The organism is Aquimonas sp., assembly GCF_044377145.1.
GTDB lineage: Bacteria > Pseudomonadota > Gammaproteobacteria > Xanthomonadales > Xanthomonadaceae > Aquimonas.
In genome coordinates this window covers 21,730-44,255 of record NZ_JBILJQ010000027.1, presented here as the reverse complement: position 1 = coordinate 44,255, position 22,526 = coordinate 21,730, and the positions used below count along the sequence as shown (strand labels likewise).

The window sequence follows — 22,526 nt, the reverse complement described above, 5'->3', positions numbered from 1 at the left end:
CATGTACCTGAAGAAGGTCACGCTCAAGAACTTCCGATGCTTTGAGCACATCGACGTCGACCTGCATCCGCAGCTCACAGTGCTGGTCGGAGTGAATGGTGCAGGCAAGACCGCAATCCTCGATGGCATTGCCGTGGGCTTGGCGCCGATCTTGAGCCAGCTTTCGTCGGCCAACCAACGCCTGTCCACCGTCGGCGCGAAGATTCTGGATACCGACTTTCGACTGGTTCCCGCGGGAAGAAGAGGTAATAGCGAACGCTGGGTCGCCAGCGACTTCACCCAAGTCATCGTCGAGACCACTGAAGGCTTACGCTGGGACGAGTGGCGCGCCTCTGGCAAGAACAAACGCGCTGGTGCCGAAGAGCGCATCGGCCACAAACCTCTCTATGCGCGACTCTCCGAGATTTCTGAGAGCTTCAAGCGCCCTGTGCGAGAGCTTCTGCCGATCTGCGCCTACTACGGTGGCCAACGCGGGAGGATCGAGGAGCCGAAGCGGCTGCGGGAAAACAAGAACAACTACGATCATCCAACCTCGGCCTTGAGCAACGCACTCAACCCCTTGACCGATTTCCGCGAGATGCTGGCATGGTTTGATCGCGAGGAAGCGTCCGAGCTGCGCAAGAACAAGGGATTGAAACCTGAGCAATGGAAAGCCTCACTGGCCTTGGATGCCGTTCGAGAGGCGATCCGCCTGCTGCTCAACGACGACTACGGCAACCCCTACTTCAACGATCAGCATCGCTTCGTCGTCGTCTCGAAGACGAGTGAGACCCCACTCCGTGTCACGCAGCTGAGCCAGGGCTACCAGAGCATGCTCGCGCTCGGGATGGACTTTGCCCGGCGACTAGCGCTGGGCAACGATCACCTGGATATCAAAGACAACAAAGCCGCGGTTGACGATCTGTTGGAGCGACTGCAGCGCCTTGACCGATCGATGCCAGGACTCGGGACCGGCGTAGCCACCAAGTTCGCGCCTGCGGTGATGCTCATAGACGAGATCGATCTGCACCTGCACCCTGCCTGGCAGCAGCGGGTTCTGGCAGACCTGATGCGGGCGTTTCCAGGCACGCAGTTCATCGTGACCACACACAGTCCTCAAGTGCTGACCAGCGTTGACGCTGCGTGCATCCGCTTGATCCAAGAAGAGCCCGATCCAGAAACGGCAGGGCGCAGCTTCTCCATCCAGTCAGGTTTTGCGCAAACGAAGGGCGTCGCAAGCTCGGACTTGCTCGCGGAGATCATGGGCGTCAACCCCATCCCCGACCTTCCAGAAGCGCGGATGGTGTCGAGCTTCCACGCACTCATCCAACAGAACCTTCACAACACCAACGAAGGAGGCCAGCTGCGCGCGCGCTTGAGCGCCCATTTCGGTGATTCCCATCCCGTTCTCCGCGAGTGCGATCGCATGATTCGTCTGCAAGGCTTCAAGCAGAAACTTCCGCTACCGACGGGGCAAGACTGAATGCACCGCCTACATCGCGACCCGCTTGTACCTTCAGGCTTGGGTCGATATCGACATGGCGTCGACACTTGGGGTGGCGGCTGTCCCACCCAGCCGGAACGACAGGCCATCTGGGAAAAACTCGACGCGATGCAAGGCGAACGCTGTGCCTACTGCGAGGCACAGACTTCCGCAAACAACCGTCACATCGAACATTTCCGGCAACGCGGCCGCTTTCCGCAAGGCACGTTTGATTGGGCCAATCTGTTCGGCTCCTGCATGCGGTCGACAAGCTGCGGCAAGCACAAGGACTCGTGCGGGATGTACGACCCGCAACACCTGATCAAGCCCGATATCGAGGACCCAGAGCACTTTCTGGTGTTCGCACCAACCGGGGCGGTGTCGCCCCGAGAGGGGCTGTCGTCGGACGAGCTGAGAAGAGCGACCGAAACCATCCGTATCCTCAATCTGGATGCTGCGCTTGAACAGATTCGGCACCGCGAAGTCAGCGGCTATGTCCAGACGGCGGAGCAATTTGCGGAGTTCGCTGAGCACTTCCCCGAGACCGAGTGGATGCCCTTGCTGCAGCAGGAACTCCAGAACATCGAACACCTCCCCTTCGTGACCGCGATCCGGCACGTGCTGACGCGCCAGAGCCCATGACAGTTATCAGATCCCCCAAGAAGCTCATCGAAGTCGCGCTCCCTCTCGACGACATCAACGAGGAGGCCTCGCTCAGAAAGCGCAAGGCACCGGCCGGCTATCCGACTGCGCTGCACAAGTGGTGGGCCCAACGCCCGCCTGCGGCCGCCCGGGCGGTGTTGTTTGCGCAGATGGTGAACGATCCGGGCTACGAGTCAGGCGGTGGGTTCCAGCGGGGAGTCAACAAGAAGGAAGCTGCGATTCAGCGCGAACGGCTGTTCGACATCATTCGCAAACTGGTGCTCTGGGGCAATACCAATAACGAGGCTGTGCTAGACGCTGCACGCGAGGAGATTCGCAAGAGCTGGCGGGAAACCTGCAAGCTCAATGAAAAGCACCCGCGGGCGGCCGAGCTGTTCAACCCGAACACGCTGCCGGGCTTCTACGACCCTTTCGGCGGCAGCGGCGCGATTCCGCTTGAAGCGCAGCGGCTGGGCCTGGAAGCGCACGCCTCAGACCTCAACCCGGTGGCGGTGCTGATCAACAAGGCGATGATCGAGATCCCGCCGAAGTTCGCCGGCTGCGCGCCGGTGGGGCCGCTGCCGGCCAGCGAGAAGCAAGCCCGACTGCACGAGGACTGGTCCGGTGCCAAGGGCCTGGCTGAGGATGTGCGCCGCTATGGACACTGGATGCGCGAACAGGCCGAGCAGCGTATCGGCCACCTGTACCCGCGTATCGAAATCACCGCCGAGATGGCCGCGCAGCGGCCAGACTTGAAGCCGCTGGCGGGCCAGCAGCTCACCGTGATCGCCTGGCTGTGGGCGCGCACCGTGCGCAGCCCGAACCCGGCCTATTCGCAGGTCGAGGTGCCGCTGGCCTCGACCTTTCTGCTGTCAACCAAGGCAGGTAAAGAGGCCTGGGTGGAACCGATACTGAGCGGCAGCAGCTACCGGTTTGAAGTGCGAAGCGTGGCAGCGGGGCATGGCAAGCCGCCTGAGTCGGCCAAGGCCGGCACCAAACTCTCGCGCGGCGCCAACTTCCGCTGCGTGATGTCGGATACGCCAATCGAGTCGCAGCACATCTACGCCCAAGCCAACGCAGGCCGCATGGGCGCACGGCTGATGGCCGTCGTTGCCGAAGGCGCCCGCAGCCGTGTCTATCTGGACCCTAGCGAGGCGATGGAAGCCATCGCCAGATCCGCGCAGCCTACATGGCAGCCAGACGTACTGATGCCGGAGAACCCGCGCTGGTTCTCCCCACCCTTGTACGGGCTGAAGACGTTTGGCGACCTATTCACCCCCCGCCAGCTCGTCGCACTGACCACCTTCTCCGATCTCGTGGCCGAGGCTCGCGAGCGCATTCGCGCCGACGCTCTGCAAACCGGCATGGCTGATGACGGACGCGGGCTGGATGCCGGTGGTTCTGGGGCAACAGCATATGCAGAGGCTGTGGCCACCTATCTCGCTTTCGCAGCGAGCCGCGCTTACGACTACGGTTGCTCGATCGCAACCTGGCGGCCGAAAGACAATGCCATGCGCTCCGGCATGTCCAAGCAGGCCATTCCGATGACTTGGGACTTCGCTGAGGGCAACCCTTTCGGAGAGTCCAGCGCCGGGTTCGTCGAGTGCGCGACAGTCGTGTCCAAGGTCGTCGCGACCTCGCTTGCACCCCACAGCGGAAGCGCGGGCCATGCCCTACAAAGAAATGCCGCCGGGGCCTTCCCAGACGGCTGGGCGACACGTCCTGTTATCAGCACCGACCCGCCCTACTACGACAACATCGGATATGCGGACCTGTCTGATTTCTTCTATGTCTGCCTGCGTCGGATCCTGCGACAGCAATTTCCCAATCTTTTCTCCACCTTGGCGGTTCCAAAGGCAGAGGAGTTGGTTGCTACGCCCTATCGGCACGGTGGCAAAAAGGAGGCTGAGCAGTTCTTCTTGGCTGGCATGACCGATGCGATGCATCGAGTGGGGGAGTCGTCGCACCCTGCCTTTCCCATCACAATCTATTACGCGTTCAAACAATCCGAAACCAAGGACAAGGGCACAGCATCGACAGGATGGGAGACCTTCCTTGCCGCGGTGTTGCGCGCGGGCCTGTCGATCTCTGGCACCTGGCCCGTGCAAACGGAGGGGGACAACCGCCAGGTAGGGGTCGGAAACAACGCGCTCGCCTCCAGCATCATCCTGGTCTGCCGCCGCCGCGCCGACGATGCGCCGTCCATCTCTCGCAAGGACTTTTTGCGCGAGCTGAAAGACGAACTGGCCGAGGCCCTGGTGGCGATGCTCGGCGGCGAGGGCAATATCTCGCCGATCGCGCCGGTCGACTTGGCCCAGGCCGCCATCGGCCCCGGCATGGCGGTGTTTTCGAAGTATTCCGCTGTGCTCGAAGCCAATGGCGAGCCAATGAGCGTGCACACCGCGCTGACCCTGATCAACAAGCAGGTCGACGAAGCGCTGGGCGGCGAGAACTTCGACGCCGACACCAACTTTTGCCTCGGCTGGTTTCAGGATGTCGGCTGGTCGGCCGGCGAATTCGGAACCGCGAACGTGCTGGCCCAAGCGAAGGCGACATCGGTGCTCGCGGTCGAGCAGGCCGGGGTGATCACCGCCAAGGGCGGCAAGGTCAAGCTGCTGAAACCCGCCGACTACCCCACCGACTGGGACCCGCAGCACGACAATCGCACCCCTGTTTGGGAAGCCCTGCACCAGCTCGTGCGCGCGCTGAACCAGGGCGGCGAATCCGCCGCTGGCCGCCTGCTGGCGCGCATGCCCGAACGCAGCGCCGACATCCGCCGGCTGGCGTACTGGCTGTACACCCTGTGCGAGCGCAAGGGCTGGGCCGAGGATGCGCGCGGGTATAACGAACTGGTCACGGCCTGGCATGCGATTGAGGCGGCGTCGCATGAGGCGGGGCCGATCCACGCGCAAACTGCATTCGATCTCTGAGGGCGAACCTATGCTGAGCGAACTGTACGTTTCCCAGTTCACCGTGTTTCGGGATGCCAAGTTCCGATTCTCGGAAGGCTTGAACGTGATCGTGGGCGACAACGGCACCGGCAAGACGCACCTGCTCAAGCTGGCCTATCTGTTTGGCCGCGCGTGGCCCGACTTGCAATCCAAACGGCTGCGGGTGACGCAAAAAAGTGCCGAGGCCTACCTGGCCGAGCGCCTGGCGGGCCTGTTTCGTACGTCCGACCTGGGCTTGTTGATCCGCAAGGGCCACAAGAACGGCGCGCGCCTGAAGGCCAATGTCCACGGTCACATCCCCACGGTCTCGGTGCGAACGGCGAATGAACCGGCGCCGACATCACCCGGGCTGCTCGAAGCCATGCCGTGGACAGTTGTGATCAAACGCGCGCAGGGCGTGGGTGCCTTGAGCACGGAAGTTCTGCCCGAGGTGGTGCCCGACTCGGCCGCGAACAACGCCTTTCTGCCGCGCCAGGTCTTCGTGCCCAGCAAGGAGATGGTGTCCCTGTTCAAGGGCCTGATCGGTCTGTTCGAAACCTATCGCGACTTTCCGCTGGACGATACGTATCGGGACCTGGCGGTTGCGATGTCCACCCTGGAACCGCGCGAGCCTTCGCCGCTGCTGCTCGGTGTCACCCAGGATATCCAGCGACTGCTGGGGGGCCACTTGAAGCTGGAGCAGGATGAGCTGGTGTTCGTGCAGGAGGATGGTTCTCGACTGCTCTCGCAGCTCCTCGCCGAAGGCCATCGCAAGTTGGCGATGCTGGTCTATCTGCTGCGCAACGGTCTGATCGAGCCGGGCAGCACGCTGTTCTGGGATGAGCCCGAAGCCAACCTGAACCCGTCGGCCGTCAAGCTGCTGATCCGGGCCTTGCATCTGTTGTCGGACCGGGGGGTGCAGGTAATCCTCGCCACCCACAGCCTGTTTCTGCTGCGCGAAGTGGAGATTCTGCAGGGCTCGTCCAAGACTGCCGTTGGACCACGCCCCCGCTACTTCAGCCTGGGGCTGGGGCGCCAGGGCGTTGAAGTCAGCCAGGGTGAGGACATTGCCGAGGTCGATCCCTTGGTGCTGCTGGACGAGAGCCTGAAACAGAGCGATCGCTATCTGGAGTCCAGCCGATGACCGCGGTTGTGGATGTCGATGGGGTTCGGTTGACAGTACCGAGCGGCTGGTGGATCTGGAAGTACGACGACTCCGCCTTCCATCGCAATCAGTTCCAGAGCTTTGCGGGTGGCTCCAAGGCCATGGACGCCGTTGCGCTTGGCGGGGGTGTGCTGTGGCTGGTCGAGATCAAGGACTACCGCCGAAGCCGCCGCAGCAAGCCGAGCACCGTTTTTGCAGAGGTCGCCGCAAAGGTGAAGGCGACGCTGGCGGGGCTGGCCGCTGCACGTGTGCGCGCGAATGATCCGGCTGAGCGTGCTTTCGCTGAGCAGGCTTTAGATTGCCAGGACATCCGCATCGCGGTGCAGCTGGCCCAGCCGACCAGCCCGTCGCGCCTTTTCCCACAGGTGGTCGATCCGGTCGACGCACGGATACAGCTGCGACGCGAGGTGCGCGCGGTGGATGCGCATGCAGAGTGCATCGTCGGCGATATCAACTCTCCACGCTTGCCGTGGACAACTCAGCTTTAGGGGCCGCTGTGAACTTGAAACCCTGGCGCGAAATCGCCGTCCCCCACGAAGATGTGCTCAAAGGCACCTTCCAGCAGGCCGAGTTCGCGGCCGATATCACCCGCGTGTTCGAGGGCTCGGCGACGGCCGAGTACCAAGACCCGGTGTTGTTCTTCCAGCGCACCTACATCACCGAAGGCATGCGCCTGCTGTTGGACTCGGTGGTGCGGCGACTGGCGGGCCGCGGCGGTGATCCGGTCATCCAGCTGCAGACTGCGTTTGGCGGCGGCAAGACGCACACTATGCTGGCGGTGCTGCATCTGGCCCAAGGCACGGTGGCGGCGCATGAGTTGTCCGGGGTCGCAGCGATACTTGAGTCAGCGGGCCTCGATTCGCTACCGAAGGCGAAGGTCGCTGTGCTGGATGGCACGCGGCTAGCGCCGAACCAGCCGCGCAAGGTGGACGGGCACAGCATCCGGACCTTGTGGGGCGAACTTGCCTGGCAGTTGGGCGGCGCGGCGGGCTATGCGCAGGTGGCGGACTCCGACGCTTCGGGCACCTCGCCGGGCAAGGATGTGCTGACCGCGCTGATCGCAGGCGCGGCGCCTTGCGTGGTGCTGCTGGACGAGATGGTGGCCTACATCCGCCAGTTCGAAGATGGCAAGTCGCTGTCGGGCGGCAGCTTCGGTTCGAACCTTTCGTTCATCCAGGCATTGACCGAAGCGATGAAGGCCGTGCCCGATGCGGTGCTGCTGGGTTCGCTGCCGGAATCGCATCGGGAAACCGTCGACCAGCAGGGCATCAAGTCGCTGCAAGCGCTGGAGCACTACTTCGCGCGTGTGCAGGCGCTGTGGAAGCCGGTTGCCACCGAGGAGGCGTTCGAGATCGTACGCCGCCGATTGTTCGCCCACATCAACGACCGTGCCGCCGCTGATGCGACGTGCAGGGCGTTCGCCGATCACTATGTGACGCATGCGGCTGATCTGCCGGGCGAGACGCAGGAAGGCGCTTACCTGCGGCGCATGCAGGCCGCCTATCCCATTCATCCGGAAGTGTTTGAGCGGCTGTACACCGACTGGTCCACCTTGCCAAATTTTCAGCGCACTCGCGGCGTGCTGAAGCTGATGGCGAAGGTGATTCATCGCCTTTGGCAAGACGGCAATCAGGATCTGTTGCTGATGCCGAGTAGCCTGCCGCTGTACGACGGGCCGGTGCGCACCGAGCTGACCAATTACCTGCCGCCAGGCTGGGACCCGGTGCTGGAGCACGATGTCGACGGCGAGCGCGCGGAACCGACCGAGCTGGACCTGCGCGAGCCTCGCTTCGGCGCGGTTCAAGCCTGCCGGCGAGTGACGCGCTGCATCTTCCTGGGCAGCGCTCCGACGGGGACGAGCACGCTTGCAAAGGGTCTCGAAACCGAGCGGGTCGTGCTCGGTTCGCTGCAGCCTGGGCAAGCACCCCATGTGTATCGCGATGCGCTGGGACGCCTCGAATCGCGTTTGACCTTTTTGAACAAGGGCAACAACCGCTGGTGGCTGGACGTGCGCCCCAACCTTCGCCGCGAGATGGAGGAGCGCAAACGACGCTTTGGCGATGGCGAGGTGGTCGATGCGGTGCGCGATGCGGTGCAGCGCGTTATGGGCCAGGTATGCGTCGAGGGCGTGCACTACTTCACGCCGTCTGCTGACGTGCCCGATGACTGGTCGCTGCGTCTGGTGATCTTGGGCCCGAACACGGCTTGGACCCGCTCGGGCCCGAACCCGGCACGCGATGCGGCGATCGCGATCCTTCGCGAGCGCGGCGGACAGCCGCGACAGAGACAGAATCGACTGCTGTTTCTCGCGGCAGACTCAGATCAGATCATGCATCTGAAAGACACGGTGCGTGCCTTGCTGGCCTGGCAGAGCATCGAATCGGATATTCGCGAGCTCCGCTTGAACCTCGACGCGCTGCAGACACGCCAAGCGACCCAGAATCGCGAGCAATCACGCGATACCGTGCACCGTTTGGTGCGTGACACGTTCAAGTGGCTGGTTGCACCCAGCCAGTCCACCAAGCGGGACGGCAGCTTGGGAGATGTCGAGTGGGAGGCCTTTGCGCTCAACCCAGCAGCGCCGGGCATTGGCAGGGAAGTCGACCGAGCCTTGGTGGAGAACGAGTTGGTCATCAACGAGTGGGCGCCCGTGCACCTGCACAATCTGCTGAAGGCTTGGTTCTGGAAAGACGGCGCGGCAGAAGTATCGGCGCTGGATGTGTGGCAGAAGATGTGCAGCTACATCTACTTGCCGCGGCTGGCCAAGTCCACGGTGATGCAAACCACCATCGCAGCCGGGGCGACCAGCCGAGACTTCTTCGGCTTGGCAACTGACAAGCTCGATGGCGCCTATCGGGGATTCGTGTTCGGCAAGGCAACCACACCCTTTCTCGACGCACTGCTTCTCATTGAACCCAGACATGCGGCTGCCTACGAGGAAGCGACTCGCGTGCCGCCGGCCGAGCCGGCGCAGCCCTCCGAAGCGCCGCAAGGTCAGCCGGGATCGCACACGCCTACGACAACCACGGCGAACACATCGACGACTGCGCCAAAGCAGGTGGTAACGCGCTTCTATGCCACTGCTGAGTTGGACGCGGTGACCGCTTCGCTCAAGTTCTCGACCATTGTCTCTGAGCTGGTGGAGCTCTTCAGCGCGACCCACGGAACCAAGGTTCGCATCCGCGTGGACATCGAGGCCGAGGACCCGCGAGGCTTCGGAGACGGCGTGGTTCGCGCAGCGAAGGAAAACAGCAAAGTGCTGGGGATGAAGACGTCGGAGTTTGAGTAGTTCCGCGATTCTTCGCCGATCGCTGAGAGCTCGACTCGCGAAAGTCTAGCCAAGCCAGTTTCATCGGCTACGGACTCGCCGTAGGGCGAGCCCGTAGCTGCCCGGGTTTAGCTACGCATGGGACCCGTCACTCATCCAACGTCAACAACGAAGCATTCCCCCCCGCCGCCGTCGTGTTGACGGTCAGCGTGCGCTCGGTGGTGAAGCGCAGCAGGTAGTGCGGGCCGCCGGCTTTGGGGCCGGTGCCGGACAGGCCTTCGCCGCCGAAAGGCTGGACGCCGACGACGGCGCCGATCTGGTTGCGGTTGACGTAAGTGTTGCCGACGCGCACCTGCTTGCTGATCTTGTCGATGGTTTCGTTGATGCGCGAGTGGATGCCGAGGGTGAGGCCGTAGCCGGTGGCGTTGATGGCCTTGATCACGCCGTCGAGGTCATTGCCCTGCCAGCGCAGCACGTGCAGCACCGGGCCGAACACTTCGCGCTTCAGCGTCGACAGGCTGGGGATCTCGTAGGCGCGGGGGGCGAAGTAGGTGCCGTGGCTGCAGCCCTCGCCGAGCGGTGCGCTGGCGATGCGCTTGGCCTCTGCGTCCATGCGCGCGGCATGGGCGTCGAGAATGCCCTTGGCCTCTTCGTCGATGACCGGGCCGACGTCGGTGCTGAGCAGGCCGGGGTCGCCGACTTTCAGCTCGGCCATCGCGCCGGCCAGCATGTGGATCACCTTGTCGGCGATGTCGGCCTGCACGAACAGCACGCGCGCGGCCGAACACCGTTGCCCTGCAGAACCGAATGCGCCGCTGATGGCGTCCTTCACCAGCTGCTCCGGCAGCGCGGATGAGTCGGCGATCAGCGCGTTCTGGCCGCCGGTTTCGGCAATCAGCACGCCGATCGGGCCGTCGCGTTCGGCCAGGGTGCGGTTGATCAGGCGCGCGACGTCGGTGGAGCCGGTGAAGGCCACGCCAGCGATGCGCGGGTCGCGGGTCAGCGGTGCGCCGACCGTGGGGCCGTCGCCGGGGACCAGCTGCAGTACGTCCTCGGGCACGCCGGCCTCGTGCAGCAGTTTGACTGCGGCGTGCGCGATCAGGGTGGTTTGTTCTGCCGGCTTCGCAATCACCGCATTGCCGGCGACCAGCCCTGCCACCACCTGGCCGATGAAGATCGCCAGCGGGAAGTTCCACGGGCTGATGCAGACGAACACGCCGCGGCCGTGCAGGTGCAGGGTGTTGCTCTCGCCGGTCGGGCCGGGCAGCACTTCCGGCTGGTTGAACAGGCGCCGGCCCTGCACTGCGTAGTAGCGGCAGAAGTCGACCGCCTCACGCACTTCGGCAATACCGTCAGCCAGCGTCTTGCCGGCCTCGCGGGTGGCGAGTGCCATGAACTCGGGCATGCGCTGTTCCATCAGCTCGGCGGCGTGCTCGATGATCTTGGCGCGTGAGGCCGCCGGCAGTGCGTCCCAGCCGGGCTGGGCCTGTTCGGCATTGGTGATGGCGCGTTCGACCGTCGCCGCGTCGGCGGCCTGCCAACGGCCCAGCTGTTGGCGGCGGTCCGACGGCGAGCGCACCTCGAACCACTCGCCGCTGCTGTTCGCGCCCGGCACCAGCGGCTTGACCTCGATCGGGAACTTGAGCGCATTCATGCGCTCGGCCAGGGCGCGCAGCGCGTTGTCGTCGGCGAGGTTGATGCCCATGGAGTTGGCTCGTTCGGTTCCGTACAGGTGGAGAGGCAGGGGAATGCGCGGATGCGCGGCATTGGCGAAACCGCGCACCGTTTCGGTGGGGTCGGCGACCAGATCCAGCGGGCTGATCGCGGGATCGGTGATGCGATTGACGAAGCTGGAGTTGGCGCCGTTCTCCAGCAGGCGGCGGACCAGATACGGCAGCAGATCTTCATGGCTGCCGACCGGCGCGTACACGCGGCAGGGCACGTTCAGGCGATCCGGGCCGATCACTTCGGCGTAGAGGTCATCGCCCATGCCGTGCAGCTTCTGGAACTCGAAGCGTGGCGGCGCGGTGGGCTCGACCGCGCCCAGCATGCCGAGCGCCATCTGGTGGATGGCGGCGATGGTGTGGGCATTGTGCGAGGCGAACATCGGGTACAGCGCATCGATGGTAGCGAGCATGCGGCGCGCGCAGGCGAGATAGCTCAGGTCGGTATTCGGCTTGCGGGTGAACACCGGATAGCCGGCCTGGCCTTCGACCTGGGCGCGCTTCACTTCGGCATCCCAGTAGGCGCCCTTGACCAGGCGCATCGGAATGCGGCGGCCGGCTTTGCGGGCGGCCTCGGCGACCAGATCGATCACCTGCGGCGCGCGCTTCTGGTAGGCCTGCACGGCCAGACCATAGCCCTGCCAGCCGTCCAGCGAGGGATCGGCGAACACCTGCAGGATCAGGTCGAGGCTGAGTTCGAGCCGGTCGGTTTCTTCGGCATCGATCGTGAAGCCGATGCCTTGCGCGCGCGCCAGCTGGGCCAGCTGCAGCACACGCGGGGCGAGTTCGCCCAGCACCCGCGCGCGCTTGCCGTGCTCGTAGCGCGGGTGCAGGGCCGAGAGTTTCACCGAGATGCTAGGTGCGTCGAACACATCGGCAAACGGGCCGGTGCTGCCGATGGCCAGAATCGCCTTGCGGTAGGCCTCCAGATAGCGGTCGGCATCGGCCTGGGTCAGCGCGCCTTCGCCGAGCATGTCGTAGCTGTAGCGGTAGCGCGCGTTCTCGCCTTTCTTGCTGCGCTTGAGGGCTTCCTCAATGGTCCGCCCCATCACGAACTGGTGGCCCATGATCTTCATCGCCTGCCGCACCGCCAGTCGCACCACGGGTTCGCCGGCGCGGCCGACGAGACGCTTCAGCGCGCCGACAAAATTGCCGCGGGTTTCCTCGGCCAGGCCGACCATGCGCCCGGTCAGCATCAGGCCCCAGGTGCTGGCGTTGACGAACAGCGAATCGCTCTGGCCGACATGCTTGCCCCAGTCGGCATCGCCGAGCTTGTCGCGGATCAGGCGATCGGCGGTCTCGCTGTCGGGGATGCGCAGCAGGGCCTCGGCCACGCACATCAGCAGCACGCCTTCCTCGGAGGAGAGGTCGTACTCGCGCATGAAGGCCTCGATCGCGCCCTGGTCCTGGGCGCGTTTGCGCACACGCTCGACCAGGTCAACAGCAGTGGCCTGCACGCGTGCTCGGGCATCGGCATCGAGCTGGATTTCGGCCAGCAGGGCGCGCACATGCTGATCTTCATCGCGCAGCCAGGCGGCAGTGAGGGCAGCGCGCAGCGGAGTGCTGGCGGCCGGCAGTTCCGGGGTCAGGATGGGGGTGTTCACAGGCAACCTTGCAGGGGCTTGAAGCCGCCACACCGGAACGGCGCAGCAGGGCCTGCGTAGTCTAGGGGCGCTGCCGCGAGTGCGGAAGCGTATGGATGGAGAGCCGGGATTCGGGATTCGGGATTCAACTTGCCAAGCAGCCACATGTTGAACCCACGAGGCTTCGCTGAAGCCACACGCAGCGCCAGAGCGCGCTGCGTGTGGGCAAGCCGTCGAACTGCACTCCGCGAGCTTCGAATCCCGAATCCCGAATCCCGAATCCCGAATCCCGAATCCCGAATCCCGATTCCCGATTCCCCGCTTACCGCCTCCGCCCCGAAATCCGCACCCAGTCCTCGCGGCGATCCACGCGCAGGTCGGTGAAGTCCGGGGCGTAGCGCAGCAGCAGCTCGTCCTCCTGCCCATCGAGGATGCCGGACAGGGCGATCAGGCCACCGGGTGCGCAGCGCGCGGCTAGCAAGGGTTCGAGTTCATCCAGCGCGACGGCGAGAATGTTCGCGACCACCACCGGGTACTGCGCGGCGGGTTCGTCCTCGGGCATGTAGACGGCGATACGCGCGCCGAAGCCGTTGCGCTCGGCGTTGTCGAGGGTGGCGGTCAAGGCCTGCGGGTCGTTATCGACGCCGACCGCGCGCTCGGCGCCAAGCACCAGCGCCGCCAGCGCCAGCACGCCCGAGCCACAGCCGAAATCGAGCACCGTCTTGCCAGCGAGATCCAGCCCGTCCAGCCAGGCCAGGCACAGCGCCGTGGTCGGATGGGTGCCGGAGCCGAAGGCCATGCCCGGGTCCAGGCGAACGATCGCCAGTTCGGGGTCCGCCGGCGGCTCGATGTTCCAGGGGTAGACCCAGGTCCGGCGGCCGAACTGCATCGGCTGGTACTGATCCATCCAGGCGCGCTCCCAGTCCTGGTCCGCCACCTGCTCGAACTCGACGCTGTCGGAAACTTCCGCCGGCACCCGCTCGGCCAGCGCCTCGTGCAGGGCGTCTTCGTCGGCGTCGGTCTCGAACAGCGCCTCCAGCACGATCTCGCCCCACAGCGGCATCTCGCCGACGCCGGGCTCGAAAATCGCCTGTTCATCCGGCGCATCGGCATGCGCATCGTTCAGCGTCACAGCAAGTGCGCCGAGCTGCTCCAGCGCGTCTTCGACGGCGGGCTGCTGGGCCAAGGTGCAGGTCAGGCGGAGTTTGAGGTGGGGCATCGGCGATCCGGTTTGAAACAGGTCAATCAAACATTGGGTGGGTCTTGGCCCACCGTGGGCGGCCCCTCGCCAGGCGACGCGAACCTTGCTCGGAGGCGTGGCCGAGGGTGGTCGTGTCGCCCCCGTGCGGGCGGCGGCGCGCGTGGCAGCAATGCATGACCAGCGCGGCAGCAAATGGTCCGTTGGGCAACCTTCCGCGGGGCGATCTGCGCGGTGGGTCAGGACCCACCCTATGGGTTTGGACAGGCTTGCGCTGACCTGTTGCGGCGAGGTCGAAGCTGCGGGATCCCGGCTGCGAGGCTCAGCCCAACCCGATCCCCTTCTCCTTCAACAGCGCCAGCTTTTTCTCAAGGTAATGAATGTTGGCGCCGCCGGCCTGGAAGCCGCTGTCGGCCATGATCCGCTGCTGCAGGGGGACATTGGTCTTGATGCCGTCGACGACCATTTCGGACAGGGCCACGCGCATGCGGGCGATGGCCTGGGCGCGGTCGGCGCCGTGGACGATCAGTTTGCCGATCATCGAGTCGTAATTCGGCGGCACGCGATAGCCCTCGTAGATGTGGGTATCGACGCGCACGCCGGGGCCGCCCGGGGCGTGGAAATGTTTGATCAGGCCCGGCGAAGGCATGAAGCTCTCGGGGTCTTCGGCATTGATGCGGCACTCGATCGCGTGGCCGCGCAGGACGATGTCCTCCTGCCGGATCGACAGCTTGTGGCCGGCGGCGATCAGCAGCTGTTCGCGGACCAGATCGATGCCGGTCACCAGCTCGGTCACCGGGTGCTCGACCTGGATGCGGGTGTTCATTTCGATGAAGTAGAAGCGGCCGTCTTCGTACAGGAACTCGAAAGTGCCGGCGCCGCGGTAGCCGATGCGGATGCAGGCGTCGACGCAGGTCGCGCCGATCTGCGCGCGCTGTTCCTCGGTGATGCCGGGCGCGGGGGCTTCTTCAACGACCTTCTGATGCCGACGCTGCATCGAGCAGTCGCGCTCGCCGAGGTGGATCGCATTGCCCTGGCCGTCGGCCAGCACCTGGATCTCGACGTGGCGCGGGTTCTCGAGGAATTTCTCCATGTAGACCATGTCGTTGCCGAAGGCCGCCTTGGCCTCGGCGCGGGTGGTCGAGATGGCGTTGTTGAGCGCGGCTTCGGAGTGCACCACGCGCATGCCGCGCCCACCGCCACCACCGCTGGCCTTGATGATCACCGGAAAACCAATCTCGCGCGCGATGCGGATGTTCTCCACGCCATCATCGCCGAGCGGGCCGCCGGAGCCGGGCACACAAGGCACACCGGCCGCCTTCATCGCCCTGATCGCTTCGACCTTGTCGCCCATCAGGCGGATGGTCTCGGCCTTGGGCCCGATGAAGATGAAACCCGACTGCTCGACGCGCTCGGCGAAGTCGGCGTTCTCGGACAGAAAACCGTAGCCGGGATGGATGGCCTGGGCGTCGGTGACTTCGGCCGCGGCGATCAGCGCCGGCACATTGAGATAGCTGTCGGTGGCCGGCGCCGGGCCGATACACACCGACTCATCCGCCATCGCGACGTGCTTGAGATTGCGATCAACCGTGGAGTGCACGGCGACCGTCTTGATGCCGAGGGCGTGGCAGGCGCGCAGGATGCGCAGCGCGATTTCACCTCGGTTGGCGATTACGACTTTATCTAGCATTTGAGGGCCGGGAATCGGGAATCGGGAATGGGGAATCGTTCAGAGCGGCTCAGCCGCGGTCTGGACGTTCGAGTGCGTTCATCAGGGCGGTCAGCTTGGCGAAGCACCGGTCAATCAGATCGGACACCGCTTCATTCGGGCTCGCGAGCTTGAGTCTTTCCGCAATCTGTACGTGGGTGTCGACCTCGGAAAGTGAGCCTCGCGCGATCGACAGAAAACGCAGGTATTCCGGCGTCGATCTGCGCGCTGCGCCTTCCGCGATGTTTGCGGGAACGCTGACGGCCGCACGACGAATCTGCGAGACCAGACCAAAGCGCTCGGAATCAGGAAACTGGGAGGAGAACCGGTAGACCGCTTCCACGAGGTCCATGGCATCCCGCCAGACCTCCAACCGCTCGTGCGGCCGCTTGGACGATTCCCGATTCCCCACTCCCGACTCCCGGCGCTTCAGCCGATCACAAACATCGGCTCATCGAACTCCAGCGGCTTGCCGCTCGACACCAGCACCGCCAGCACGGTGCCGGCGACGTCGGCTTCGATCGGGTTGAACATCTTCATCGCCTCGATGATGCCGAGGGTTTCGCCGACCTTGACCGCCTGGCCGAGCTTCACGAACGGCGGGGCGTCGGGGTTGGGCGAGGCGTAGAAGGTGCCGACCATCGGCGAGCGCACCACGTGGCCATCGGGGAGTGCGGCGCTGGCGCTGCCCTTCACGCTGCCGGTGGCGGCTTCGGTCGGCGACACCAGACCTTGTGCGGGCAGTGGCGCCGCGGCGCGGGGGGCTTCGAGGTAGACCGGGGCGGGGGCCGGCGCGGTACGCGGTGCACGCGACAGTCGCACCGATTCCTCGCCTTCGCGGATTTCGATCTCGGTCAGGTTCGACTCTTCCAGCAGATCGATCAGTTTCTTGATCTTGCGCAGATCCATGCAGTCCTCGTTCGCTTGATGCCCGCGGCGGCGGGGGTGTAAGGGTTCAGCTCGCGCCCAGCCGCGACAGCGCGGCGCTCAGCGCAAGCCGATAACTTTCGGCACCGAAGCCGGTGATCACGCCGACCGCGATGTCCGACAGATAGGAGTGCTGGCGGAACGGCTCGCGGGCGTGCACGTTCGACAGGTGCAGCTCGATGAAGGGAATCGCCACCCCGGCCAGGGCGTCGCGCAGGGCGATGCTGGTGTGGGTGTAGGCGCCCGGGTTGATCAGGATGAACTGGGTGCCATCAATACGCGCGGCGTGCACGCGCTCGATCAGGGCGTGCTCGGCATTGGAGTGGAAACAGTGCAGCACATGCCCCGCGCCTTCAGCGCGGGTGCTAAGGTCGGCTTCGATCTCGGCCAGCGTGGTGCGGCCATAGACTTCCGGCTCGCGTGTGCCGAGCAGGTTCAGGTTCGGGCCGTTGATCAGCAGCAGTGCCGCCACGCGTAGATCCTTTGGAGCAATCCGTCGGCGACGGGCCGCGTAGTGTGCGCGTGAAGTCCGCACACTGTCCAGCCGATACCCGCGCGTTGGCGGGAGATCGCCGGTGTTTGAATTTTGGCGCTTGTTGAACAGAGTCTGCAGCGGCCAACTCAGCCGCGGCGCCAGAAAGTTTCCATCTCGATGAAGGTGAAGCTGGCCGACCATGTGATCAACACGAAACCGGTCAGCGCCTCGGTGCCGACCAGGAAACGGATTGGACCGATGGGCGCCAGATCGCCAAACCCCACCGTGGTGAAGCTCGCCGCGGAGAGATAGATCGAGTCAAGCAGACCCGAATAGCCCATTCCGCTCAGATGGCCGGCCCCGGGCACTTGCATCAACAGCCACAGCGCCAGCCCGAACAGCCATATCTCGGCCACATGGATGAGCAGCAGGGCGTAGACGCCGTACAGGACCTTGCGGCGACGCTGGATCTCGAGCTTGCGCAGCCGTGCCGACAGCCAGACCAGCGCCTCGTAGTGCAGCAGCACGCACAGCGACACGACTGTGAGCGTGGCTGCCACCACCAGCGTATTGACACCCCAGTCCGCGTACATCCGGCCTCCCGCGCCGCCCGAGCGCATCCTACGCCGCAGCCGGGACCTGTGGCGGGCGCTGGCGGCGGATCCGCTTGCTACCATCGGCGCCCCATCCATCTGGAGAACCCGCGCATGCGAATTTCACTGCTTGCGGCCAGCCTGCCGCTCGCCCTGGGCCTGGCCGCCTGCTCGTCCGAAGCTCCGCCGAGCGCCGAGCCGGCTGCGGCAGCACCCGCTGCCACGGAAGCACCGGCAGCCGTGGCCACGACGTCCGCACCCAGCAGTCACAGCTTCGAGGCGGCGATCACTCCGGGCGACTATGCCGAACACGTGCGCGTTCTCGCCTCCGACGAGTTCGAGGGCCGCGCGCCGGGCAGCCCCGGCGAGAAGAAGACCATCGAGTATCTGCAGAAAGAATTCGAGCGCCTCGGCCTGCAGCCGGGCAACAACGGCAGCTGGTTCCAGACCGTACCGATGGTGGCGACCACCACCGACCCCAGCGCGAGCCTGGGCTTCAAGGTCGGCGAGACCGAGATCAAGCCGGCCTACGCCACCCAAATGGTGATCGGCACCCGCACCGGCGCACCGGAATCGAACCTGGCGGACAGCGAAGTGGTGTTCGTCGGCTACGGCGTCAATGCGCCGGAGCTGGGCTGGAACGACTACGCCGGGCTCGACGTCAAGGGCAAGACCGTGGTCATGCTGATCAACGACCCGGGCTTCCACACCGATGACGAGAGCCTGTTCGAAGGCAAGCGCATGACCTACTACGGGCGCTGGACCTACAAGTTTGAAGAGGCCGCCCGCCAGGGTGCGGCGCTGGCGATCATCGTCCACGACGACGCCGGTGCGGCCTACCCGTGGGAAGTGGTGCAGAACGGCTGGACCGGCGCGCAGTTCGACCTGCCGGTCAGCGTCGACCCCGAGCCGCGCCTGCCGCTGCAGGGCTGGATCAGCGGCCCCAGCGCCGAGCAGCTGTTCAGCGCCGCCGGCCAGGATTTCAGCGCCCTGCGCACTGCCGCCAGCCAGCGTGGTTTCACCGCCGTGCCGCTGAATGCCACCGCCAGCGCGGCGGTCAAGAGCAGCGTGCGTGAAGGCAAATCGGAGAACGTGCTGGCGATGCTGCCGGGCGCGCAGCAGGCGGAAGAGGCCGTGGTCTATATGGCCCACTGGGACCACCTGGGCCGCAGCTTCCAGCCCGGCGCCGACCAGATCTACAACGGCGCGATCGACAACGCCACCGGTGTGGCCGGTGTGCTGGAGATCGCCGAGAAGTTCGCCACCGGCCCGAAGCCGGCGCGCTCGCTGCTGTTCCTGATTGTCACCCTGGAAGAATCCGGCCTGCTCGGCTCCAAGTACTACGTCGGCAACCCGGTGATTCCGCTGCACAAGACCGTGGCGACGATCAATCTGGATGCGATGAGCGTGATCGGCCGCACCCGTGATTTCACCGTGGTCGGTTTCGGCAGCTCCGAGCTTGAGGACATCCTGCGCCCGATCGCCGAAAGCCAGAGCCGCGTGCTGCAGCCGGAGTCGGCGCCACAGGGCGGCTTCTACTTCCGCTCCGATCACTTCAACTTCGCCAAGGCCGGCGTGCCCTCGCTGTACGCCAAGGGCGGCGTCGATCACGTCGAGAAGGGCGAAGAGCACGGCAAGGCGCTGGCCGCCGACTACACCGCCAACCGCTACCACAAGCCCGGCGACGAGTTCGACCCGAACTGGGACCTGGCCGGCGTGATGGAAGACCTCGAAGCCCTGTACGGCGTCGGCAACCAGCTGGTCACCAGCGAAGCCTGGCCGAACTGGTACCCGACCAGCGCCTTCAAGGCCGCGCGTGAGGCCTCGCTGGAGGCAGGCAACGCCAGCGCGCCGCCCGAGCACGCGCAGTAAGCCGCGCGCTTCAAGCTGCGACACACAAACCGGGCCCACGTGGCCCGGTTTGTGTTTGGGGCTTCAAGGTGCGAAGGATCGATCGTTCCGAGGGGGTCCAACACTCATCGTCGGGCGACGCGAACGGCAGCCCGGATGCACGCGTCGGAGTCATGAGGACAGACTCCCGAGAGCCGGCAGCGACTGAGCCGATCAGATGGCCAGGCATCAGCGCACGACTCGCGATACAGACCCTGCAGTCGCTCAGCCCTCAAACCCATCCGCAAAAACCCCGACCGGGCGATCCACCCGCAGCTCGACCAGCGCGCTGGCGCTGGCGGCGATCTGCGAGATCACCACGACTTCGAACGCGGTCGGCGTGCCCAGTCCGTGGGGGCGAGGCTGCATGGGTGTGCCGGCGCCGTCGACGGTCGCAAGCCACGGAGACTCGGCCGGCGGCAGGCGCAGCCACAGTGAGGCGCCCTGCACCGGCACGTCGCCGAGGTTGTCGACCTGCAGGCGCAGGCGGAAGGCGTCGGACTCAAGCACCTGCACGCGCAAGTCTTCGCGGCGCAGCCACCACTCGAGGATGTCGTCGAGCCGCGCCAGCCACAGGTCGCCGCGGTCGCGGGCGTCGCGCAGCATCGCCTCCACGCGCGGCAGCTCGTTCTCGATCACCCACGGGTGGGTGATCCAATTGAACAGGCCACGACGGCTGGCGATGAAGGCCAGTTTGTCGCGCAGCAGAACTTCCCACTCGGCGCCGGACAGGCCCATTTCGACCATCAGGCGATAGTCCATCAGCGATGACGGCGGCAGCTCCCAGACTTCGCCGGTGAACCAGGGCAGGCTCCACTCGCTCCAGACGTCCTGATCGCTGCTGTCGTAGACGAGGCCCTCGGCCGCCAGCGCGCGCCAGGTGTTGCGGTCCACCGCCAGGGCAGGCCCGCGGAAACCCAGCAAGGGCGCGGCCGCGCCCATCAGCGGCTCGATCAGCCCGCGCATGGCCTGCAGGCGCGCGCGCTGGGTCGGCAGGTCCTGGTTCTGGAAACGCAGATGCACATCGCCGTGGCCGGCGAGTTCGGCGCCTGCTGACAGGATCTGGCTGACCACTTGGGGATGCTCGACTGCGCCCTCGGTGCCGGGGTCGCCGCCGGCCTGGCCGACAATGAAGAAGGTGCCGAAGCGCTGCAGGCCGAGCGCGTCGAAGATCGCCAGCAGGGCCGGGACCACAGTCGCCATCTGGGCGCGCTCGGTGTCGGCGCTGTAGGCGAACGCGGCGCGCTTGCCCTGCGGCCAATAGCCGAGCTGGATCAGTGCACCGCGGGTGTTGACCCAGCTCAGCGCCTCGCTGATCAGGGTCCGCCAGGCCAGTGGATAGTTCCAGTCGGGATCAACATAGACACCCGGCAAGGCACCGAGATACACCGCGCGGCCGGCGCCGGCCTGGTGGGCGAACACGGCCGGGCTGCCGTCGGTGCTGGACCAGATCGCCTCGGCGCGGCGCCATCGTGCCAGCACCTGCGCCTGCACGGGCTGGGCCGTGTAGGCCGGCCAATCGGGGTCGAGATAGAACAGCTGCTGGATGCCGGGCAGTTCTTCGGCAGGCATCGGCGGGGTCTGGCTGATCGGGCCCGACCAGAAGCTGCCGGTGGCGACCGGATGCGCGTTCTGCAGGCGGATCTCGGTGCTGCCGTTGCGCAGCAGCGTCTGCAGCGGGCCGACTCCGAGGGTGACTTCCAGGCCCAGTCCTGAGCGTCCGGTGGCGAACACGCCGCCACCGCTCTGCAGATAAGCCTCGACCGCCAAGCGCTCGCCTGCCTGCAGGTCGACATGCGCCAGTACGATCGCGGCATGCTGCTGCAGCTGGGCCGGGCTGATCGGGTTGGCGAGCCCGTGCTCAAACTCGATGCGCGGGATCTGCTGCTCGACCAGAGCCGCCCGAATGCCGGCGGCATCGAGTGCCGACAGCGGCTCTGCCGGGTCGAACACCAGCAGCACCTGTGGCTGCAGCGCCTGCACCGGCGTGGCCGCGAGCAGCACGGCCAGACCGATCAGGTGCAGCAGGGCGCGGTGGCATGAGGCGATGGAAAGACGCTGGATCAACACGGCGCAGCCACGGGGCGGGGTTTTCATCAAGCAGGAGCTGTGCCACAGACTGCCCAACGGCCCGCGACGGCAGCGCGAACCCGGCGCCGATGCGGACTGGGCGCAGCCGATGCGGCATGGTTATGGCGCCGCATCGAGCTTGGTCGCCCCAACCGTGTGCCCGGCAGCATCAGCGGCTGACGATGCCGGGCTGCACGGCGGTGAAGGACGGCCGAGCTGCCAGGACCCGATCGGGGTGGCGACAACTCGACCCATGCGGGTGCTACAGAAGACCTTGAGCCGTCGCGGCCCGCCCGGTCAGCGGGCCGCCGATCAATCCTTGCGCAGGGACTGGGCGTTGCTTTCGGCCAGGTTGCGTGTCTCCAGTGCACGCGCCTTGGCGGCTTCCAGCACGGCTTCGGCCTCAGCGCGGCAGGCGTCGGCAGCGGCGCTGGCCGGCATCGCGTTGCAGCGCTCCAGCGCGACCGTGCGGGTGCCGTCGGCGGTGGTCATCGCCAGGCTGTAGGCCGCGGCGGCGACGCTGTCCTCGCCTTCGGCACGGGCGTCGGCGACGGCTTCACTGCCCTCGCGCGCCGCCTGCACCACGTCCTCGCTCTTGTTGTCGGGGTCCAGGGTGGCCTGGCGCAAGGTGTTCTCGGAATTGGCCGCCGTGGTGCTGACTTCAGCGCGCGCATCAGCGGCGGTGGTCTTGAGGTCACGTTCGGCCTTGGCGACATCGGAGGCGCGTTCGCGCTCGGCCTTGGCGATATCCTCGGCGCTCTGCTGCGGGGTCGGCGGCGTGCAGGCGACCAGGCCAAGCGCGAGGGCGCAGGCCAAGGGAGCAGCAAATCGTCGCGTGTTCGGATAAGTCTTCATGCGGTGAATCTCCATCGGGATAGGGGCTCAGGTCTG

Annotated in this window: 16 protein-coding genes; 7 read left to right on the top strand and 9 right to left on the bottom strand. The window is 65.7% G+C overall.

From position 1 onward, the window contains the following. Position 1 precedes the first annotated feature (1 nt). The 6 genes from ACIQ7H_RS10280 to ACIQ7H_RS10255 are packed head-to-tail and all read left to right on the top strand — an operon-like array spanning position 2 to position 9,488. A complete protein-coding gene (locus ACIQ7H_RS10280) occupies positions 2–1,462 on the top strand; it encodes an AAA family ATPase (protein ID WP_395791063.1) in 1,461 nt (486 codons plus the stop codon). Continuing rightward, positions 1,463–2,104, top strand: a complete 642-nt coding sequence (gene ptuB / locus ACIQ7H_RS10275; protein ID WP_395791061.1) for a retron Ec78 anti-phage system effector HNH endonuclease PtuB — start codon at positions 1,463–1,465, stop codon at positions 2,102–2,104. After that, complete coding sequence (locus tag ACIQ7H_RS10270; RefSeq protein WP_395791059.1) at positions 2,101–5,034, top strand: DUF1156 domain-containing protein; 2,934 nt, start codon at positions 2,101–2,103, stop codon at positions 5,032–5,034. The genes ptuB and ACIQ7H_RS10270 overlap by 4 nt, the downstream gene beginning before the upstream one ends. A 10-nt stretch (positions 5,035–5,044) precedes the next feature. Further along, the gene (locus ACIQ7H_RS10265) at positions 5,045–6,178 is read left to right on the top strand and encodes an AAA family ATPase (protein ID WP_395791057.1); all 1,134 of its coding nucleotides are present in this window, start codon (positions 5,045–5,047) and stop codon (positions 6,176–6,178) included. Next, on the top strand, positions 6,175–6,687 hold the full coding sequence (locus ACIQ7H_RS10260; RefSeq protein ID WP_395791055.1) for a hypothetical protein: 513 nt from the start codon (positions 6,175–6,177) through the stop codon (positions 6,685–6,687). The genes ACIQ7H_RS10265 and ACIQ7H_RS10260 overlap by 4 nt, the downstream gene beginning before the upstream one ends. An 8-nt stretch (positions 6,688–6,695) precedes the next feature. Continuing rightward, positions 6,696–9,488: an ATP-binding protein gene (locus ACIQ7H_RS10255; RefSeq protein WP_395791053.1), complete on the top strand. Its 2,793-nt coding sequence runs from the start codon at positions 6,696–6,698 to the stop codon at positions 9,486–9,488. Between the two features lie 127 nt (positions 9,489–9,615). Here ACIQ7H_RS10255 and putA read toward each other — a convergent pair whose 3' ends face one another. From putA to ACIQ7H_RS10220, 7 genes are all read right to left on the bottom strand, one after another. After that, positions 9,616–12,828: a bifunctional proline dehydrogenase/L-glutamate gamma-semialdehyde dehydrogenase PutA gene (gene putA / locus ACIQ7H_RS10250; protein ID WP_395791051.1), complete on the bottom strand. Its 3,213-nt coding sequence runs from the start codon at positions 12,826–12,828 to the stop codon at positions 9,616–9,618. A gap of 268 nt (positions 12,829–13,096) precedes the next feature. Next, positions 13,097–13,993, bottom strand: coding sequence for a 50S ribosomal protein L11 methyltransferase (gene prmA / locus ACIQ7H_RS10245; RefSeq protein ID WP_395791049.1), 897 nt, complete (start codon positions 13,991–13,993; stop codon positions 13,097–13,099). Between the two features lie 301 nt (positions 13,994–14,294). Then, entirely contained in the window at positions 14,295–15,662 is a 1,368-nt protein-coding gene (accC, locus tag ACIQ7H_RS10240; protein ID WP_395791047.1) for an acetyl-CoA carboxylase biotin carboxylase subunit, read from the bottom strand. A gap of 49 nt (positions 15,663–15,711) precedes the next feature. After that, a complete protein-coding gene (locus ACIQ7H_RS10235; protein ID WP_395791045.1) occupies positions 15,712–16,092 on the bottom strand; it encodes a four helix bundle protein in 381 nt (126 codons plus the stop codon). A gap of 17 nt (positions 16,093–16,109) precedes the next feature. Further along, entirely contained in the window at positions 16,110–16,589 is a 480-nt protein-coding gene (accB, locus tag ACIQ7H_RS10230) for an acetyl-CoA carboxylase biotin carboxyl carrier protein (protein WP_395791043.1), read from the bottom strand. Between the two features lie 46 nt (positions 16,590–16,635). Then, positions 16,636–17,079, bottom strand: a complete 444-nt coding sequence (aroQ, locus tag ACIQ7H_RS10225; RefSeq protein ID WP_395791041.1) for a type II 3-dehydroquinate dehydratase — start codon at positions 17,077–17,079, stop codon at positions 16,636–16,638. 149 nt (positions 17,080–17,228) lie between these two features. Continuing rightward, on the bottom strand, positions 17,229–17,675 hold the full coding sequence (locus tag ACIQ7H_RS10220) for an ion channel (protein ID WP_395791039.1): 447 nt from the start codon (positions 17,673–17,675) through the stop codon (positions 17,229–17,231). A gap of 114 nt (positions 17,676–17,789) precedes the next feature. On the opposite strand from ACIQ7H_RS10220, the gene ACIQ7H_RS10215 reads away from it, so the two are divergent. Then, on the top strand, positions 17,790–19,547 hold the full coding sequence (locus ACIQ7H_RS10215; RefSeq protein WP_395791037.1) for a M28 family peptidase: 1,758 nt from the start codon (positions 17,790–17,792) through the stop codon (positions 19,545–19,547). Between the two features lie 243 nt (positions 19,548–19,790). Here the strand turns inward: ACIQ7H_RS10215 and ACIQ7H_RS10210 are convergent, their stop codons facing one another. Both ACIQ7H_RS10210 and ACIQ7H_RS10205 read right to left on the bottom strand, forming a co-directional pair. Then, a complete protein-coding gene (locus ACIQ7H_RS10210) occupies positions 19,791–21,662 on the bottom strand; it encodes a polysaccharide deacetylase family protein (RefSeq protein WP_395791035.1) in 1,872 nt (623 codons plus the stop codon). A gap of 285 nt (positions 21,663–21,947) precedes the next feature. Further along, complete coding sequence (locus ACIQ7H_RS10205) at positions 21,948–22,490, bottom strand: hypothetical protein (protein WP_395791033.1); 543 nt, start codon at positions 22,488–22,490, stop codon at positions 21,948–21,950. Between the last annotated feature and the right edge of the window lie 36 nt (positions 22,491–22,526).

What these genes read in the sequence shown, in the direction of transcription:
- accB (WP_395791043.1), bottom strand. Translation starts at nt 16,589, where the DNA reads ATGGATCTGCGCAAGATCAAGAAACTGATCGATCTGCTGGAAGAGTCG.
- ACIQ7H_RS10270 (WP_395791059.1), top strand. Translation starts at nt 2,101, where the DNA reads ATGACAGTTATCAGATCCCCCAAGAAGCTCATCGAAGTCGCGCTCCCT.
- ACIQ7H_RS10210 (WP_395791035.1), bottom strand. Translation starts at nt 21,662, where the DNA reads ATGAAAACCCCGCCCCGTGGCTGCGCCGTGTTGATCCAGCGTCTTTCC.
- ptuB (WP_395791061.1), top strand. Translation starts at nt 1,463, where the DNA reads ATGCACCGCCTACATCGCGACCCGCTTGTACCTTCAGGCTTGGGTCGA.
- ACIQ7H_RS10205 (WP_395791033.1), bottom strand. Translation starts at nt 22,490, where the DNA reads ATGAAGACTTATCCGAACACGCGACGATTTGCTGCTCCCTTGGCCTGC.
- ACIQ7H_RS10280 (WP_395791063.1), top strand. Translation starts at nt 2, where the DNA reads ATGTACCTGAAGAAGGTCACGCTCAAGAACTTCCGATGCTTTGAGCAC.
- ACIQ7H_RS10260 (WP_395791055.1), top strand. Translation starts at nt 6,175, where the DNA reads ATGACCGCGGTTGTGGATGTCGATGGGGTTCGGTTGACAGTACCGAGC.
- ACIQ7H_RS10220 (WP_395791039.1), bottom strand. Translation starts at nt 17,675, where the DNA reads ATGTACGCGGACTGGGGTGTCAATACGCTGGTGGTGGCAGCCACGCTC.
- prmA (WP_395791049.1), bottom strand. Translation starts at nt 13,993, where the DNA reads ATGCCCCACCTCAAACTCCGCCTGACCTGCACCTTGGCCCAGCAGCCC.
- accC (WP_395791047.1), bottom strand. Translation starts at nt 15,662, where the DNA reads ATGCTAGATAAAGTCGTAATCGCCAACCGAGGTGAAATCGCGCTGCGC.
- ACIQ7H_RS10265 (WP_395791057.1), top strand. Translation starts at nt 5,045, where the DNA reads ATGCTGAGCGAACTGTACGTTTCCCAGTTCACCGTGTTTCGGGATGCC.
- ACIQ7H_RS10215 (WP_395791037.1), top strand. Translation starts at nt 17,790, where the DNA reads ATGCGAATTTCACTGCTTGCGGCCAGCCTGCCGCTCGCCCTGGGCCTG.